General features: G+C 39.4%; 14 protein-coding genes. 3 read left to right on the top strand and 11 right to left on the bottom strand.

What is annotated here, in order from left to right; genetic code table 11:
• The 3 genes from QZ738_RS14960 (at window position 1) to QZ738_RS14950 (ending at window position 5,842) form a co-directional block, all read left to right on the top strand.
• Window positions 1-1,866 carry a glycosyltransferase family 2 protein gene (locus QZ738_RS14960; RefSeq protein WP_293788543.1) on the top strand — a complete coding sequence of 622 codons (1,866 nt, stop codon included), beginning with the start codon at window positions 1-3 and terminating at the stop codon, window positions 1,864-1,866.
• Window positions 1,863-3,437: a hypothetical protein gene (locus QZ738_RS14955; protein ID WP_293788542.1), complete on the top strand. Its 1,575-nt coding sequence runs from the start codon at window positions 1,863-1,865 to the stop codon at window positions 3,435-3,437. Before QZ738_RS14960 ends, QZ738_RS14955 begins: the two co-directional genes overlap by 4 nt.
• Before the next feature lie 383 nt (window positions 3,438-3,820).
• Complete coding sequence (locus QZ738_RS14950) at window positions 3,821-5,842, top strand: PKD domain-containing protein (RefSeq protein WP_293788541.1); 2,022 nt, start codon at window positions 3,821-3,823, stop codon at window positions 5,840-5,842.
• 1 nt (window position 5,843) lies between these two features.
• On the opposite strand, the gene QZ738_RS14945 is transcribed toward QZ738_RS14950, so the two are convergent.
• From QZ738_RS14945 to QZ738_RS14900, 11 genes are all read right to left on the bottom strand, one after another.
• The gene (locus QZ738_RS14945; protein WP_293788540.1) at window positions 5,844-6,857 is read right to left on the bottom strand and encodes a type IX secretion system membrane protein PorP/SprF; all 1,014 of its coding nucleotides are present in this window, start codon (window positions 6,855-6,857) and stop codon (window positions 5,844-5,846) included.
• Between the two features lie 22 nt (window positions 6,858-6,879).
• Complete coding sequence (locus QZ738_RS14940; RefSeq protein WP_293788539.1) at window positions 6,880-8,148, bottom strand: hypothetical protein; 1,269 nt, start codon at window positions 8,146-8,148, stop codon at window positions 6,880-6,882.
• A 30-nt stretch (window positions 8,149-8,178) separates the two neighbouring features.
• Window positions 8,179-9,384, bottom strand: coding sequence for a hypothetical protein (locus QZ738_RS14935; RefSeq protein ID WP_293788538.1), 1,206 nt, complete (start codon window positions 9,382-9,384; stop codon window positions 8,179-8,181).
• A complete protein-coding gene (locus tag QZ738_RS14930; RefSeq protein WP_293788537.1) occupies window positions 9,374-10,810 on the bottom strand; it encodes a hypothetical protein in 1,437 nt (478 codons plus the stop codon). Before QZ738_RS14930 ends, QZ738_RS14935 begins: the two co-directional genes overlap by 11 nt.
• Window positions 10,811-10,984: 174 nt before the next feature.
• Window positions 10,985-12,610 carry a hypothetical protein gene (locus QZ738_RS14925; protein ID WP_293788536.1) on the bottom strand — a complete coding sequence of 542 codons (1,626 nt, stop codon included), beginning with the start codon at window positions 12,608-12,610 and terminating at the stop codon, window positions 10,985-10,987.
• 780 nt (window positions 12,611-13,390) lie between these two features.
• The gene (locus tag QZ738_RS14920; protein WP_293788535.1) at window positions 13,391-13,927 is read right to left on the bottom strand and encodes a hypothetical protein; all 537 of its coding nucleotides are present in this window, start codon (window positions 13,925-13,927) and stop codon (window positions 13,391-13,393) included.
• Window positions 13,928-14,602: 675 nt separating this feature from the next.
• The gene (locus tag QZ738_RS14915; RefSeq protein ID WP_293788534.1) at window positions 14,603-15,055 is read right to left on the bottom strand and encodes a DUF6756 family protein; all 453 of its coding nucleotides are present in this window, start codon (window positions 15,053-15,055) and stop codon (window positions 14,603-14,605) included.
• A gap of 377 nt (window positions 15,056-15,432) precedes the next feature.
• Window positions 15,433-15,876, bottom strand: a complete 444-nt coding sequence (locus tag QZ738_RS14910; RefSeq protein ID WP_293788533.1) for a hypothetical protein — start codon at window positions 15,874-15,876, stop codon at window positions 15,433-15,435.
• 2 nt (window positions 15,877-15,878) lie between these two features.
• Window positions 15,879-16,016, bottom strand: coding sequence for a polymorphic toxin type 47 domain-containing protein (locus QZ738_RS21360; RefSeq protein ID WP_367268600.1), 138 nt, complete (start codon window positions 16,014-16,016; stop codon window positions 15,879-15,881).
• 83 nt (window positions 16,017-16,099) lie between these two features.
• Window positions 16,100-16,390, bottom strand: coding sequence for a YrhB domain-containing protein (locus QZ738_RS14905; RefSeq protein WP_293788532.1), 291 nt, complete (start codon window positions 16,388-16,390; stop codon window positions 16,100-16,102).
• 2 nt (window positions 16,391-16,392) lie between these two features.
• Window positions 16,393-17,411, bottom strand: a 1,019-nt coding sequence (locus QZ738_RS14900; RefSeq protein WP_293788531.1) for a toxin glutamine deamidase domain-containing protein, incomplete at its 5' end; no start/stop codon positions are given.

Here is a 17,411-nt window from a genome sequence, read left to right as displayed (position 1 = left end):
ATGGGCAGGAAACAGCAGCCTTATATTATAAAAATACTCTCTGTTCAGGGTTATATCACGGAGGATGATGTGGTGCGGATTGCTTCGTTTAATGAAACCAGCGGATTATCGCTGGTAAAAATACTGCTTAATTTTGGGTACATCAGCCGGAAGGATTACCAAAAATGCCTATTGGAAGAGGGTTACTACTTTAAAGACGTTCGGTTGGAAGACACCGATCCCGAGGTAATGAAGCAGCTGGATCTTAAAAGTGTAGACCGCGACCTCATTCTGCCCTTACGCATGGAAGCTGGTTATCTGGTTGTTGCTGTTGCCGATCCTACTGCAACGGCAGATTTTCTTTTGATAGAGGAAAAATACGGTTGCCCTGTAAAAGTCCTGCTCACCTCCGATCTGGATATTCTCTGGCTGGGACATAAATTACTGGGTACAAGCTATGTAAAAAAAGCGGTATTCGAGTTACTCAACAGGGATCCCGAGAGCTCGGCATTGGTTACTTTTACCAAAACCCAGCTCCTTATCATCTTTTCAGTTATCGCCCTAGTTACAACCGCTCTCTTTCTTAGTTTTACAAATACGACCATCATCATTAACATGTTAATGAGCGGATTTTTCTTAGTGGCCGTTAGTTTTAAGCTGTTTCTTGCGCTTACCGGCTCAAAGCTTGAATTTTTTCAGGCAGTGAGCAAAAAAGAGCTTAAAGGGGTAAAAAAAGAGGACTTGCCTGTTTTTACCATTCAGTTACCTGTTTACAGGGAAGATAAACTAATCAAAAAACTGATCTGGAACCTTCAGTCGCTGGATTACCCCAGAGAAAAGCTTGACATTAAACTCCTGATTGAAGAAGATGATGAAAAAACACTAAATGCTGTAAGAGACCTTGATTTTCCGGCTATTTTCGACGTGGTTGTGGTTCCTTTCCACATGCCAAAAACAAAACCGAAAGCTTGCAACTATGGTCTTTATTTTTCGCGCGGCGAATACCTTACGATATATGATGCCGAGGATGTACCAGACCATGACCAGCTTAAAAAAGTAGCGGTTATGTTCGGCAAGCTTCCCCAAAACTATATCTGTATACAATGTGCACTGAATTATTTTAACAGGAACGAAAATTTTCTCACCAGAATGTTTACCCTCGAATATTCGTATTGGTTCGATTACATGCTGCCCGGCCTAAGCAGCCTTGATATTCCCGTTCCTTTAGGTGGTACGAGCAATCATTTCAAGTTTGAAAAGCTGATGGAACTGGGTGGCTGGGATCCTTTTAATGTGACCGAAGATGCAGACCTTGGCATAAGGGCTTTTGCAAAAGGTTATAAAGTTGCATTGGTAAACTCTACCACTTATGAGGAAGCCAACAACGAACCATTTAACTGGATCAGGCAACGTTCGCGATGGATAAAGGGTTATATGCAAACCTATCTTGTACATATGCGTAACCCTTCAAAACTGATAGCAAAAATAGGTTGGAAAGGTTTTTTGGGGTTTAATTTTTTTATAGGCGCAACACCTGTTACCTTTCTGATCTACCCGCTTCTGCTGTTGATTTTTATCTGCTACCTCATCTTCGATCTTGATGATATCCGCACCATATTTCCCGATTGGGTACTTTATATTTCGATATTCAACCTGGCAATAGGCAACATACTCATTATCTATGTTAATATGATCGCTGTATTTAAGAGAAGATATTATGAGCTGATTTTATTTTCTATTCTTAACCCTTTTTACTGGTTAATGCACTCCATTGCTGCCTATAAAGGCCTATGGCAACTCATTACCAAACCATTTTACTGGGAAAAAACAGATCATGGATTGAGCAAGTTACAGACGAATAGGGACACAAAATCGGATATCAAATGAACAGTTCATCCTCAAATAAATCCCTGATCCTGATATCATTTTTATTGTTCGGATATTATATTTATATCGCTTACATGCTTTATACGGGAGGAGTACATAGTAATGAAGCGCTTTTTTTCACAGAAAAATCTGCGCTGTTGAGAGAGGGTAATATAGATGAAATCAAAATTGCCGGACTTACTTTCCCGCAGCCGCCTTTCATCCTTTCATGGATTTTTTCTTTTCTGGATATCGGGTTTTCTTCAGTTATTGCCTCAACCTTAGGTACCTCTGCTTTATTTTTCATCATTGCATCTTCCATCAGGGCGCACCAGTACCGAAACTGGTTGTTTTTGGGCATACTCATTACTTTCATGTTCCATCCTGCGTTTATTTTTTTCGCTGTATCAGGAAAAAGCTCATACATGGTGCTCATCTTCTTCTATCTTTTTGTGATGAGTATTTTCAGGTATTTCAGAACCAATACATCTTACCATATTTCGGTAGCCAGTATTTATTTTACGCTGCTTATTTTCTGTTCGTTCAAGTTTTTCTGGTTAATGCTTTTTATTTTTCCCATTATTTTTTTTGTAGCGCTTCAATCTATGACCGTTGCAAACAACGACCTTATGAACAAAATTGCAGTCGCATTCAATACCGAATCGATCAGGCGTAAACTGGTCAATAAAACCCTGGCCATCTATCTCATCATCTTTGCGCTTCCGATAACCGCAATATTCATTTTCAGGATATTGAACCAAGCTTATACCGGAGATGCAGATTATTACCTAAACAGTCCTTACGCAAATTATACCGCTATTACAGATCAGACAGATAACCTCCGTAACTTAACAGACAACAAACTGGGACGCATATTTCCGGAATCGAATTTTTTAACAACGTTAAGGATATTGCTATTTGCCCCCCTTATCGTATTCTGTCTGGGCATTTTCAAGAGCTTTAGCCGTAACATCTTTGTGGTTTTTTCCCTTTTCTTCTTCATGGAATTTTTAAAAATAAAATATCCTAATGTTTTTATTTTAAGTCATTTTTATGCTGCATTTATCTGCCTATCCTGGGCGGTTATAGCTAATGCAAAAGATACCAGAAAATTTAAATTCAGTAAATATTTTTATCTCTCCATTATCATCGTACAGCTAGCTACCGCATATTTCACCATAAATTCGAGCCATATACCTGAAGAGAAAAAATTCCAGCGGGCGTTGGTATCTCTACTGAAGAGAGAACCGATGGAAAGAGATGATACCGAAAAAATAACCAGCTACATCAAAAAGATCAAATCTGACGAAGCCATACTTGCCGATGATGCCAATGCATACCGGATGATTGCCTTGACAGGAACTGCAGAAATGTTTCTCACACCGGGTGAAAATAGTTTCTTAGCCGCACTTGCCCGGCCGGCAAAACATGTATCCTACATATTAGCTACCAAAAAACACAGCCCTTACGATTCGTTTGGACTGTTAAATGCCAATATGATACAAACACTGGTTTCAAACGGAGTTTTGCTAAATCCGGTATGTTCCAATAAAAACTGGATATTATGGCGTATCGAAAATAGGGAAAAATAAAAATCAAGTAAGTTAAGTACCATCTAGCAACACCACAAAATCGGTTATCAATAAGCTCAGGTTTTGGTATATCCTCAACCGGTTTATTGCCATTAAATAAATAGAAGCATCATAAAACTCTTAGCACATTAAGCATTTCCTACCGACAAAAAGCAGAAGAATAAAATTTACAAAAGATAAGCTGTGATCCGTCATTTACAACGTAAACTGCATATAATGCATAAACAGCAGATTCATCACAGATTTATGGAGATTCGTCATACAAAAAAGCACCTTTGTAAATAAGCAATTAAAAAATCTTATTTACCAGTAAAATTTCCCGATTTTCGATGCTTTCACCATTGTAATTATCCATATTTTTATGGCTTAATGCGCTATGTATTATGTTAAAGCGGATATTAATATTTATGCTTTCGTTTGCTTTTATTCAAGCACAAGCGCAGGTTCCTGTTAATGATGACATCAAAACGGCAATTACGCTTAAAAATGTTACGGCGTATTGTTCGGGCGATGCCGCTTATACCAGTACCAATGCTACTGCTAGTGGATATACAAAGGGAAGCTTTTGGAACAGTGAAGGAAACGATGTCTGGCTTAGGTTTACAGCCATAGGCACTGATGTTACCGCTACGGTGACCGGACAGGCTATAAGTAATAGCAATACGCTGCTTGGCCCCCTTATTGCATTCTATACCTATAAAGACAATATCCTTTCCGAGCAAATTGGTGCTATGGCTGCTGAAAATAACCTGACTACTGCATATAAAGGAGGACTGATCATCGGTGAAGTCTATTACATCCGTATCAGTGCTGAAAATAATGCCACTGGTAGTTTTAAACTCTGTGTAAATAGCTATAACCCACCAAACAAACCCGGACAGGATTTCTCGTCGGCATCGCTTTTATGCAATAAAGATAGTTTTACAGAGCTTCAGGTGAGCGGTGCGGGACTTAATAACCGCGAAGCCTATGGAACTTGCTTAAGCGTTGAATCGAACAGCGCCTGGTACACCTGGATAGCCGCCAATAGTGGTAGCTTAGGTTTCACCATTACGCCCACAGCCGTTACTGATGATATAGATTGGGTTCTATTTGACTTAGGACCGGCCACTGCGGCTTCCGCGCCCTCATCTGCAAATTCAATCCGGTGTGCAGCGGGTAGCGGTGTTAACTGCATTCCAAAATATTACATTACCGGTGCAAACAACAGTTCTCTGGATCTTACAGAACAAGGAGGTTGCAATACAAACCAAGATGGTTTTGTAAAGGCTATTGATATGGTAGAAGGACATCAATACGCATTGCTGGTTGATAATTTTTCAAATAAAAATAATGGTTTTACACTTGCTTTTAATGGTGACGGAGAGTTTGAAGGACCAAAATCGGCCATTGAAGCAAAAACAGAAGATGCATGTTTAAGTACGCAAAAATTTATATTCTCGGCAAAAGCCAGTAACTACAGCAGTTTGAAATGGAGTTTTGGAGAAGGTGCCAGTATAACTAATGCCACTACTTCCGGTCCTTTCGAAATTAACTACTCTACTCCAGGTACCAAAACAGTAGTACTCGAAGCCTTTTCGGAAAGGGGCTGCCGCACAGTGAACAGTTATACCTTTTACGTAGCATTAAGGCCTGAAAAACCAGTTATTTCTGCCAATAGTACTAACTTTTGTTTGGGCGGGATAATGGAACTTCGTATACCGGAGGTATCGGATGCGACCTATGAATGGACAGGGCCTGCCAATTTCAGCGATTCAACCGCAGCAGTCAGTGTACAAATAAACAATTTAGCCCAGGCCGGCAATTATATGGTGAGGGTAAAAGTGGGAAATTGCTATAGCGAAACGGCCACAATCAATATTCCTGCTATTGTAAAAAATCCTGTAGCAAATTTCCAGACAGATCCTGTGGTACCGGGTAAGTTCGCAGCCCCGGTTCCCATCACCTTTTTAAACCATTCGCGTGATGCAGATTATTTTGAATGGAACTTTGGAGACAACGAAACTTCTACCGATTACCAGCCGACACATGTTTACCAAAAAAAGGGCACTTATACGGTAACCCTGAAGGCTTTTACCAATAATGGCTGTATAGATATATATACACTCAATAATCTGATGATACTGGATGGTAGTACGTTGCATATCCCTAACTCTTTTTCACCAAACGGAGATGGCATCAATGACCTGTTGAATGTTAACGTCAGCAATTTAAAAAGATCCAGTTTTAAAATCTTTAACCGCTACGGAGATCAGGTTTTCTTTAGTACGAATATTTTCGACTCATGGGATGGTACATGGCATAACAAGCCTGTACCGGTAGGAGCCTATTATTATGTATTAAACGGAACGGATGTTTTTAATAAAGAGGTACGGTTTACCGGATCAATTACCCTGATCAGATAAACTACCACTGCCGTTGCGGGCACACCACTTTGTAAACGTTATTAAGTAATAAACCCAGTACGATTTCGTGACTTCCTTTACTAGCCTGATTAAGCGTGGATGTGGTTACATCATAGCTATAGCTCACATTAAGAAGGTGACTGATATTGAAGCCCGCCATCATATTCAGGGCATCCTGTTTTCGATAGCCTGCACCGATCCATATCCGATCTTTAAAACCCATTTTTACGTTCACATCAACCGAAAACGGAACGTTGGGAACATATTTCACCAAAACCGATGGTGTAATATTCAGGTCTTCGACCATACAAAACTTATAACCTGCATGTAGGAAAGTATGCGGCACCTGTTTACCTTTTTGGTATTGTTCCTTTCCAGAAAAGTTAAGTTTTTGCGGCAAAACCTGCTGAACTGAAAGTCCGGAAAAAAAATTAGCGCCATATAACCATAAGCCTGCCGATAAATCAGGTAAAATCTTTACATCAGCTGCATTGTTTAATGCAGGATCCTGTGGATTTTCGAGCAAAAGGGCATTAATATCTATAGTTGTGCGGCTAATGCCACCTGCAGCGCCTACTGAAAGGTTTAACTGATTGTTTAATTGTAAGTGGTAGGCATAACTAACGTTAAAAGTAGTTGTAGCGATTTGGCCAGCTCGATCAGACACCGCTACAAAACCTATACCGTGATGTGCTGGCGAAGCCGTGTAGTTTTGTGTATAACTTCTGGAACGTGGATCGTTTCCATTATTTTCGAAAGATAAGGCATTTGACCATAAATATTCATTACCTAAAGCCCAATGCGCAGATACAAAGGCTGTTCTTGGCGACTCCTGAAGTCCTGCCCATTGGTGCCTGTAACCTATTTTTACATCCGTATAATTTTCGATACCGCTTAAAGCGGGGTTAAGGAGGTAACTATTTAAAAGGTATTGACTATATTGTGGCCGTTGCTGTGCGTGAAGGCTTAAGCAAATAAATATCGAAAATAAGAAAATCCAGTTTTTTCTTTCCATTCTTACTATCTTTGGCGGCCATTTACAGCTTACGCAACCTTTTCTCCAGTAAACGAATACGCTCATCCTGTTTTTTCACATTACCCAAAAGGCCTTTATACTGCTTATCTTTTTCTATTAAATGCAGCGTAAGTTCCTCTATCTTTTTCAACAGCAATTTGTTCATTTCTCCAATAGCCATTCCATCCCTTTCAAGCTCTTTTGCCGAAGGTACCTCGGGCAGGTGTTTATTTGCTTTGATATAACTTTCCAGCGCCGGCAAGGTTAAATTTTGGTAATTTTCTTCAAATACATAATCCGGTGCGCCTGTACCATCCACTCTTACTTCTTTCGCCTTTATTCTTCCATTAACACTAAGCATTTCAGTTGGATTTTTAAGGCCAATTCCTACCTTACCCCAGGGATCAATCCGCATCTGTTCGATATTATCATTCGTGCTAAAGGTGATAAAACCACCGGTTACACCAGTGCCCCTGTAAAAATTAATTGAATTATTTGTACGGCCATAAAAACTATGCACTAATGAGAATGTCTTTCCCTCGTACTCAGCTGGTTGAGTAGCATAGGCTTTTATGCCCAAATAAGTTCCCTCACCATTTCCATCCCCTTCGGGCAACCTGGAAAATACGGAACCCAGGTTTCCTCCTCCCTGATAATTGGCCACATCAAAAAAAGCCCTTGGCGCAATTGTACCAATCCCCACATTGCCATCCCCCGAAATTCTCAAACGCTCTGTCATACCCGAAAATAAGGCCAGTCCAGTTTTATTGCTGTGCAAATTCTCGGCAACACTAGCAATACCTGCCCACTTATCTTCACCAGGATAACCTGAATAGAGCTTAACGCCATTAATGTCTCCAAGGGACGTTGCAGTAGCCCTCGAACTCATGATCCAACCGTTCTGTGAAGATTGAATATCAAGCGGGGTTTTAGGATCATCAGTGCCAATTCCAAGCTTTGTACCCTTCAAGGTCATATAAGTAGAATTCCTGCTGCCCCACGTTTGAATTTCATTTCCAGGATCTCGCTGCCACCATGTAAGGGCATCAACACCTGGCACGAGGCAAGAAACATCTATACTTATCCCATCAAATAAGCTTGCGCTTGTCCAACCTGATCCGTCAGACATCCGATACAGCCATAACTTGTTCATAAAATTATTATTTGTAGGCCCGGCTTTAGAACTAATTTCCAGATAATCAGCCTTATGATAGCCTAAATTTTGTGCAAACAATGGCGTAGATGAGAATAAAAAATAAAGTGATACAACAACTGCAAAACCTTTTCTCATAAAACTTATAATTAATTTAGCTTTCAATTATCAGAATTTCAATCTTTTTTCCAACTCTGCAATCTTTAAAGTCTGATTATCTATTTTGCTGTTCTGCTCAATCAACTGTTTATTCTGTTCAATCAAATGCAGCGTTAGCTCCTCTATCTTTTTCAAAAGCAACTTATTCATCTCGCCAACAGCCATCCCCTCGCGCTCAAATTCCTTCGCTGATGGCATTTCGGGCAGGTGTCTATTGGCCTTGATATAACTTTCCAGCGCTGCCAAAGTTGCCAGTTCGTATTCTTTTTCAAATACATAATCGGGTGCGCCAGCACCATTTACTCTGATTTCAGTAGCCGCTATCTTCCCGTTTACGGAAAGCATTTCTTTGGGTTCATACGTACCGATGCCTACTTTACTTCCGGTAGGATTGATGATCAGATCGCCACCCCATTGGGTTAAGTTATAATTATGAGTACCTATGATTGTTCTTCCCCCAAAACCGCTCCCGATTACCAACCTGTCTGATGCATTATCAGATCCACCAAAATCTGCAGCAATCCATCCGGTATGCAGGTTAGGATCTTGCCCGGTATTGAAGGAATTAATTGAATTACGACTATTGCCACTAAAGTTTGCATTACCTAAACGCAAACGATCTAGTTGTGCATTTCCGTTCACATTAAAAAGTTCAGTCGGATTGGTTGTGCCTATGCCCACGTTACCATCCCCCGAAATCCTCAAACGCTCCGCCATACCTGAAAACAAGGCCAGGCCAGTTTTATTGCTGTGCAAACTTTCTGAAATACTGGCAATACCTGCCCATTTATCTTCGCCAATGTAGCCAGAGTAGAATTTTAAGCCGTTTATTTCTCCTGCTGTTACTGCATTAACCCGGCTATTCATCGTCCAGCCACTTGTAGTCTGCATTACTTCTAATTTGGTGGCGGGGAAAGTAGTGCCAATACCCACATTACCTCCCTGTGGGTTGATAAAGGTATTGCCCTGATTATAGTAGTTAATATAAGTACCAAAACCAACTTTTGAATCAAGATGCAGATTCCCGTTTGTTACAGCCACAAAGGCATGATTAGTTACCTGCCCATTACCTCCTAGCTGCAGGTACTGCCCCCAGGTAGAATTAGGGCCATAAAGGTGGTATTGATCGTTAGCGATATTTATGACTTGTCCATTTGCAGAAACGATCGCATAGAAAAAGCATAGCGCAACAAATGTGATATGTTTAATTTCCATTGTTTTTGAGTTTTTTGTTCTCTGCCTCTAGTTTTTCCACGCGCTTATTCATTTCTATCATGTGGAGAGTAAGCTCCTCTATCTTTTTCAAAAGCAACTTATTCATCTCGCCAACAGCTATCCCATCACGCTCAAACTCTTTCGCAGATGGCACTTCAGGAAGATGTTTATTGGCTTTAATATAACTTTCCAAGGCTTCTAGCGTTGCAAATTTATAATCTTCTTCAAATACATAATCGGGTGCGCCGTTTCCGTTTACCCTGATTTCGTTTGCTTTGATTTTTCCGTTAACTGTGAATCTTTCTTCGGGTGCTATGGTTCCTATGCCCACATATCCGTTTGATCTGATTGACATCGCGGTCCTTTTACTATCTGCTAAACCTGCATCCAAATGTACATTAAAATTAAGGGCAATATTTTTAATCCCTGGATACCCTCCTGAAGGATAACTGCCACAGCAAACCCACTCCGGAACGGCTTCGATAGAAGCACCAAAATAGTTTGGAATGACATCCCTGTAACCGGCAAACTGGATGCCTTTTACGCCACTGCCGGCGTCATAACTGCCCAGGGTGATAAATTCATCGCCTGCAACATGAAGTTTGCTGGCAGGAAGTGGCGTACCAATCCCGATATTTCCATTTTTATTTATCGAAAAAGCTTCCTGCTCGGGGCTTTGCCCACCATTTATAGAAAAAAAACCTAAGCGTTCATAGTGAGTATTGATGCCATTCATTTCGATTTTAAAACGCCTCGAATTATCAGATACATGGAAACCAATGCGTGGCCGTTCAGACGCTTCGGCTCCGATGGCAATGCCAGAATTATTATCATAACCATAAGCTTTAATATCGCCGCCCGCAACCGTTAGTTTATAGGCAGGATTTTGTGTACCAATACCCAAACCTGCGGCTAAATAGCCTTGTCCGTCTGCCCTTACCGTAAAATTGGTGATTCCGGCGGTAACACCTTCATAAAAAAAATTGCTCTGCCCGTTAGCGTTATCGGTTATGGCTTTAAAAATTCCACCGGGGTAGCTATAAGTACCCCCCGCCTGGTGACCGGTAAAAAAATTCTGACCACCTGAGGTAAGCATATATAACTTTCCGTTTAGGTTGCCGTTGGTTTCGGTAATTACTCTTGACCATTCTGTATTTGGTACGTTATTAGTTTTTCTAAACCAAAGATTCTGATCAAAAAAACTGCCTGCAAACTGCATGGCGAAGTTGTTGTTCACGTTGCTGTGCCTCACATCAAGCAAATGCCACCAGCCACCTGCCCCGGCAGGAAAGTTGACAGGATTATAAGTTTCGAAAAAACCGGAAGTGCCACCCATCTGGCCTGCATCGTCTTTAGGTTGAGTGGTCTGTGCGAAAAGAAAATACGGGATAAACGCGAAAAATAATAGCGCAAAAAATTTCATCATAAACTTGTTTGATTCTAATTACCCAAAAGAATTAAGTGAGGCTAGTTAGGTCTCCAACATACATAATGGGCCAATCTAAAATCTCTAATTAAAATGGAATAAAAAACCACGTTTGATGAAACACGGGTTTTTGACCGTCTGAAACCGTCAATCAACTGACCAATTTACCTTTTGTTATTTAGTAATCTTTTCCAATTTCAATAATCTTTCCTGTACATCGCTTAGTACTTTATCTTTTTCTATCAGGTGTAATGTCAATTCTTCTATTTTTTTTAACAACAGTTTATTCATTTCACCAAGGGAAATTCCGTTTTCGGCGGCTTCGTAAGCCGATGGAATTTCGGGCAGGTGTTTGTTCTTCTTGATGTATTGCTCGATTTCTTTAAGCGATAAAATCTTGTAATCCTCTTCAAAAACGTAATCTGGTGTTCCCGCACCATCAACCCTGATTTCATTCGCTTTGATCTTACCATTTACGGTGAATTTTTCTGATGGGTTGTTGATACCGATTCCGACATAACCAGAACCATCAATGGTAATATCATCACCATAATACCACTGTGGGCCGCTACCATTTTTATCGAACATTCTTCTGGTTCCTAAAATCATCCTTCCCGTAGCATTATAACTTTGATCGTTCCCGGCAACTGTAATAATTCGGCCCTGACTATACATATTACTTCCATCGGTATTGGCCGGTATAACAAATTCCAGCTGTGCCCCATTAATTTGAGACCGCCCCCGGGTATTGGCCTGGATGACCAGCCCACCCGCAGTAATGGGATTTTCATTTCCAATATTTTTCGAAATCCCACCATCAACAATATGGAGCTTGCTATGGGGGTTGGCGGTACCAATGCCCACATTCCCCGCGGCGCTCCATACGCCGTTTGGTAATCCAATATTTGCTTTGCCAAATCCACCGTCATAACCCAAATCAATGAGTCCGTTACCCGCCCGGATAAAATCAACCCGGCTGCCAGAATCGTGAAAACCAATCGTAGTATAATCCTGAGCATTTAGGAGTAACGTAGTTTTACTGGTCCAATCCTGTATGGTTGGCGAAGAGCTTTCTAAAATATTTCCTAAACTCATATAACCATCGGTATTATGGCCAGGTGTATGGCTCCCCAACACAAAAGCCCCTCCTTTCACGGTAAGTTTAGCTTCAGGATTTGCCGTTCCTATCCCCACAAATTGGTTATCTGAACGGATGTGGAATAAGGCATCGTGCTGTATACTCCCTGTTTGATGGCTAATGGTAAAGTCATTTCCAGTTGAGCCAGCATAACCAATAGCCCAGTTCCCTTCATAATTTCCGGTACTGGGATCATTTCTGGTAAAACGAAGGCCAGACCAGCCAATCGGTTTTACTATCGTTAGCCCCTCAGCCCACGCTTCGTCTGCAGCCATGATTTTAACATTTCCTTCAAACAGGCCCTTGCCCAACACATGCAAGGGTACCTGCGGTGCAGTTGTTCCAATGCCCACCTTACCACCACTTTCGGTTACAATCTTTACCCAGGGCTGTTGAGCATTGTCATTGGTTTTGCGCAGATAAAAGTTCTGATCGAAAAAGCTACCGGCAAGTTGCATCGCATAATTGTTCGCCCCATTTGAATGCCTTACATCAAGCAAATGCCACCAGCTGGAGGCACCGGCCGGAAAATTGACAGGTGCTGATGCTTCATAAAAACCAGCGTTGATGTTGGCCTGGCCAGCATCATTGCGGAAAATGGTTTGTGAAAAGGCACCTATAGGTAAAAGTACCATTAAAAACGGGAATAATTTGAGTTTCATCTAATTGTGGTTTGGTTTATGGCAATTGCGAAGCAGATCAGCTAATCTCATAACAATATGCCATATTAAATATCAGACAAAGGACGCATTTAAAAAACCCAGATTGACGGAACCACGGTGTTTGATAGTTGAAAACCCTAAATTGAATGACTAAATCTCTCGATGTGGTTGTTAGGTTTATATCCCTGATGGATCAAATAGCGCTTATTTAACTTACATGCCCATTAAATTTCCGATATGGTTAAACACTGAAAACTGCGAACCGCTAACTAAAACCTGTTCATGCTTATATTAAAAAGGTGTGATGAAAATGATCTGGAAATGAATGGTTCTGTGTTTTTGGGGTTTGCAGCCCTGCCATTCGCTACAATCTTTTTGTAGCCATGATCTCTGAGATTTATATAAGTGGCAACAAAAAGGATTTCCACTTTTGTCAGGTTTATTGAGAAGGGCTTGTAGCTTTTTGGGAGAGGCCGAATAGCGACTGTTAACTTACATGCCATTAAATATCTGATATGGCTAGACAGTTAATTGGTTAGTAGACACTAATCAATTGTAAACCATCATATTTAGTTCTGAATATATCTTGATAGGATCCTGAAACACCCGGCCGGGCGGATGTTCGGGATGACGATTTTTTGAGAGAAATCGGCTACACTATACCCGCACTGGTAAATGAAAATAATTTAACCACCCACCCTACGGATACCCCTCCTTAAAAAGGAGGGGATTGGCCCCTCATAGCTGCATAGGTAAAGGGCCAATAAAAATCTGAAGGGTTTATGCTGTGGCCGCTAAAGTGATCGTTTCATTACATTCATCACCTTCAAAAGCATTACACCAGGCATTACAAGCGGCAAGCCAATCAAAAATCATTTTATAGGCAGCGGTAATTTCGGCAGAAAAGTTGAGGTTTGCACCCTCATAACCTTCTTCCTGGAAGATGTATTCATTTAAACCATAATATAACAGTTCAGCCAGGTTTTCGATATCAAAATGGCCAACGGCCTGCAATTGATAAACCTGGTTTTGGGCATATTGCTTGAAGGTGCTTTCATTGGCCAAAGTTTTCGCTTTGGTTAACAGCTTGATGATGTGGTTTACATTGTAAAGCGTGTTGGCAATGGTAAAGGCTTTGTGTTTGCCCGAACGTGGATCGGGGCCGGTACTGGCGCTGAGCATTTCGGTAAGGAGTTGATTGACATCCGATAGACTGATCATATCAAAATAGGCTTCAATCAGTTTCCGGAAGGTGCTTACAGCTGCTACCTCATTTGGGAGCTGTGTGTCTGGGTTTTTACAATTGTCGGTTTGCATAACATTGTTAAAAAAGTATACTTAGGGGCTGCAAACCGACAATCAACTCCATACAGAGATCAATTGAAAATGCGTTTCTAAAACGCTCCCCTAAGTAATATTGTTAAAAAATGATTTGCTTATACCGTCTCTGTTAGATTAGAACTTTATTGATTATCGATTTGCATAAGCAAGATAAATAGAATAAATCAGTTTACAAAATCTTTGTTGCTCAAATAAGGCATAAATGAGGGCAGTTTCATCTTGCAGTTGGCAGTTCTATCAACGCAGTTAACAACATTATACTTACAGTTGGTATGTTTATACTTGCCGATGGCAGCAATGTTAACGCAGTTAATAGTTATGAATTTGCAATAGATCGTTATAAGCCCGCAGTTAACAACATTATATATGCAGTTGATAGTTTTATACTTGCGGTCGATAGTTCAGACGTCGCAGTCGATAGTTCAGGGGTTGCAGCCGGTAGTTCAGACGTTGCAGTCGATAATTCAAACGTTGCAGTCGACAGTTCAGACCTTGCAGCCGACAGTTCAGACCTTGCAGCCGATAGTTCAGACGTTGCAGGCTCATCAAACTCGAGAAACTGGAAAAGTGAAAATCCCGGCACGAGAGCCAGGCTAAGATTATTGAAAAGCACAAGTTGGCCACACACTAATCTGCCTAGTAAGACTTACGCTAGTGAGGGTTATATTTTCCCATGGCTATATTATTAACAATTAATTTTCCCGTACCCGCACCAATTAAATAATCATGATCATTAAAAGCAATTAAAAAATCATTATTTAATTTGGTGATATAAAAAGCAAATTTATAGCAATTTTCAAAAATTTTAGTTAATACCCCTCCATCATCAAATAAAAACATATTCTCGTCGTCACCATGATCAAAAAACAACACAACACTTTCTTTGTCAAAAATCTGATTGAATAAATCCCAAGCAAATTTATATCTAATACTTTCACGATCTATAATATCTTCCCACAATGGGAACGAGTACCTTTTTTTATGGCAAAATCTTTCTAAAACAATCTGTAATACTTTTTTTGATTTTTCAATACTCAATGGTACCAGTTCATAATTAATTATTTTCGCAGCCTCTAAAACTTCGGTGCTATGTGATATATTCATATTATTTATTGCTTTGCTTTTGATCTACCAGCAGGAACTGCATCCAATATAATTTGGCCACTGTCTTGTTTATTTCCTTTCCCCAAATTGGTGCGAACTTTTAGCTCGTATCTAAGTATACTTAAATTATATCAATTTCTAACAAACCCCTTTCTCCAGAAAAATCTATTGTACTACTATACTTACAATGATAATCTTCTGTTACAAAACCTGCCTCAATTGGATTATGGTGTCTTGAAAATTATAAAAAATTAGGATTGCGACTTTCTAAATTTTAGAACTATAGCCTTTTATATGGGTACGAGTTAAAAACTCGCACCAGCACAATTTATCTAATTACAATTCACTCGGACTAGCAGGGGGGTTAATTATTTAAATTATAAGCACTTTAATTCTTCTATCCATTCTTTAGCATTTCCTGTTCCTATTAGATAATCGTGATCATTATAAGCTATTAAAAAATCACCACGAATATCTGTAACATAGAAAACAAATGAATAACAATGCTCTAAGATTTCAGTAAGTATTGAACCATCCTCTAAAAAAAACATGCTTTTATCATCATCTAATTCAAAAAAGAAAACAACTTCTTTACCTTTAAGCATTGTTTCAAATTTTTCCCAACCATATTCACATTTGATAGAGTTAAATTCAAACATATATTCCCATAATGGGTAGACATACTTTTTTTTCGTTATATTTTTTTCAAGTACTTTTTCCAAAAGATTGCAATTTTCATTTTCGGAAAGCTGAATAGGTTTTTTCTTCAAAAGTTTTAATGCATTTAAAAATTCAATGCTATGACTTCTTAAATTTTCCATAATTAAGGCTTTTTATCTGTTCTACCTGCAGGCACATAATCTACTATTATATGTCCAACTTTTTTGTCTTTACCTTTACCTTTACCGGGTGTTTTCCATCCCACATGTGGTTTGACAGGATATAAATAGCTTAACTTAATAGCATTGGAGACGCTAAGACCAGATTGGGGGTCATCTTACCCATTGCCTCGCTAACTAAGATTTGCGCTAGGAATGGAACATATCAAAGCATTAATTTATTTTCGTATTCATTCATATAATATTCTACCGGATAAACTGTTCCTGTAGTATATTTTTCTCCAGTTAATTTATTTATAATTATTGGTGAATTTCCGACAACAATATCCGATAAATCATTAGTTTCCAAATATTTTCTATTGACGTAAAAAAAAACCCAGTATTGATCTCTATCAATTGTATCATCTCCTAAAACAATTAAACTATCATCAACATATTTATACTTTTTATTTAAATATGCCTCTAATTCTTCTCTAACTAAATCTACTTGTTTCATTGTTATTTATTATTAGTTGGAATGAATGAAAAATCTTTATATCCTTGACCTGATAAAGCAGCTCCTTTCCCTGTCTGTCCGTCAACAAAATTGATTTTTCCATTTTGATTGATGACATTAAAAACATGACCGACTTTACCTGGCCCTCTATTGCCAAAAACTATTCCAGTTTCACCACTTGAAGAAACCATTCCTTTAATTTTTTCAATGGATAATCCATGAACAAACTTACCATTATATTCCGACTCAATTACCGATAAAGAAGTTGGCTTAGAAGTCAATTCAGAATTTAATGCAGAAGTCGGCCTTCCTTTCAGATAATTATCTGTTGCCATTGCACAACTGACACAATTATTATTGCCACCGCTTTTGTTAATATCACGTAAACTAAATTTCGGTCCACCTTCACTTTCATTTTGAACAGCAGAAGTACCTGCGGCAATGTTTTTATAAACACCATATGTTCCTGTTAAGTGACTATTTAAAGACAGAGCAACAATTGTAGAAGTTTGCCAAGCAGTAATCATTGCTTGACCTTTTGAATCTTCATCAGTCTCAAAATTGCCAATAAAAAAACCAACGTCAGGCTTTTTTAGAAACTGTTTAAAGAGGTCTTGCCGGTAATTATTATTTACATAAGATCCAAAACCAATGTGATAAGTATTTTTATCATAGGTTACAACATATCTTTTACCAACAATCTTAGTTTGAAAATCAAATCCTAGGAAAGTGAGATCATTATGTGTCTTAACACTATTAAGTTTTAAATGTGTTCCTGTTTTATCAAGAGTTAAAGTGTAGTGATATTCTTCCGCTCCATCTAAATCGGTTGCTTGGATTGGTGTATTACCAGAAAACTGATAAGGAGTATACCATGGATATGATTTACTAAGAGGATCCACACTCAAGAACTTCCCAATCCTTGGGTCATAAATCCGCATGCCATAATCCTGCTGGTTGCCCTGCCCTTTTACCTCATTATCGTTCTCCTTACCGTTAAAACCATAACGGTAGGCCTGTG

Origin of the sequence: uncultured Pedobacter sp. (assembly GCF_913776295.1) — a bacterium.
GTDB lineage: Bacteria > Bacteroidota > Bacteroidia > Sphingobacteriales > Sphingobacteriaceae > Pedobacter.
This window is presented reverse-complemented; position numbering and strand designations above follow the sequence as displayed.

Excerpts from the sequence above, each read along its gene's own strand:
- QZ738_RS14950 (WP_293788541.1), top strand. The coding sequence starts at position 3,821 with ATGTTAAAGCGGATATTAATATTTATGCTTTCGTTTGCTTTTATTCAA.
- QZ738_RS14940 (WP_293788539.1), bottom strand. The coding sequence starts at position 8,148 with ATGAGAAAAGGTTTTGCAGTTGTTGTATCACTTTATTTTTTATTCTCA.
- QZ738_RS14910 (WP_293788533.1), bottom strand. The coding sequence starts at position 15,876 with ATGGAAAATTTAAGAAGTCATAGCATTGAATTTTTAAATGCATTAAAA.
- QZ738_RS14960 (WP_293788543.1), top strand. The coding sequence starts at position 1 with ATGGGCAGGAAACAGCAGCCTTATATTATAAAAATACTCTCTGTTCAG.
- QZ738_RS14905 (WP_293788532.1), bottom strand. The coding sequence starts at position 16,390 with ATGAAACAAGTAGATTTAGTTAGAGAAGAATTAGAGGCATATTTAAAT.
- QZ738_RS14920 (WP_293788535.1), bottom strand. The coding sequence starts at position 13,927 with ATGCAAACCGACAATTGTAAAAACCCAGACACACAGCTCCCAAATGAG.
- QZ738_RS14935 (WP_293788538.1), bottom strand. The coding sequence starts at position 9,384 with ATGGAAATTAAACATATCACATTTGTTGCGCTATGCTTTTTCTATGCG.
- QZ738_RS14945 (WP_293788540.1), bottom strand. The coding sequence starts at position 6,857 with ATGGAAAGAAAAAACTGGATTTTCTTATTTTCGATATTTATTTGCTTA.
- QZ738_RS14915 (WP_293788534.1), bottom strand. The coding sequence starts at position 15,055 with ATGAATATATCACATAGCACCGAAGTTTTAGAGGCTGCGAAAATAATT.
- QZ738_RS14930 (WP_293788537.1), bottom strand. The coding sequence starts at position 10,810 with ATGATGAAATTTTTTGCGCTATTATTTTTCGCGTTTATCCCGTATTTT.
- QZ738_RS14925 (WP_293788536.1), bottom strand. The coding sequence starts at position 12,610 with ATGAAACTCAAATTATTCCCGTTTTTAATGGTACTTTTACCTATAGGT.
- QZ738_RS14955 (WP_293788542.1), top strand. The coding sequence starts at position 1,863 with ATGAACAGTTCATCCTCAAATAAATCCCTGATCCTGATATCATTTTTA.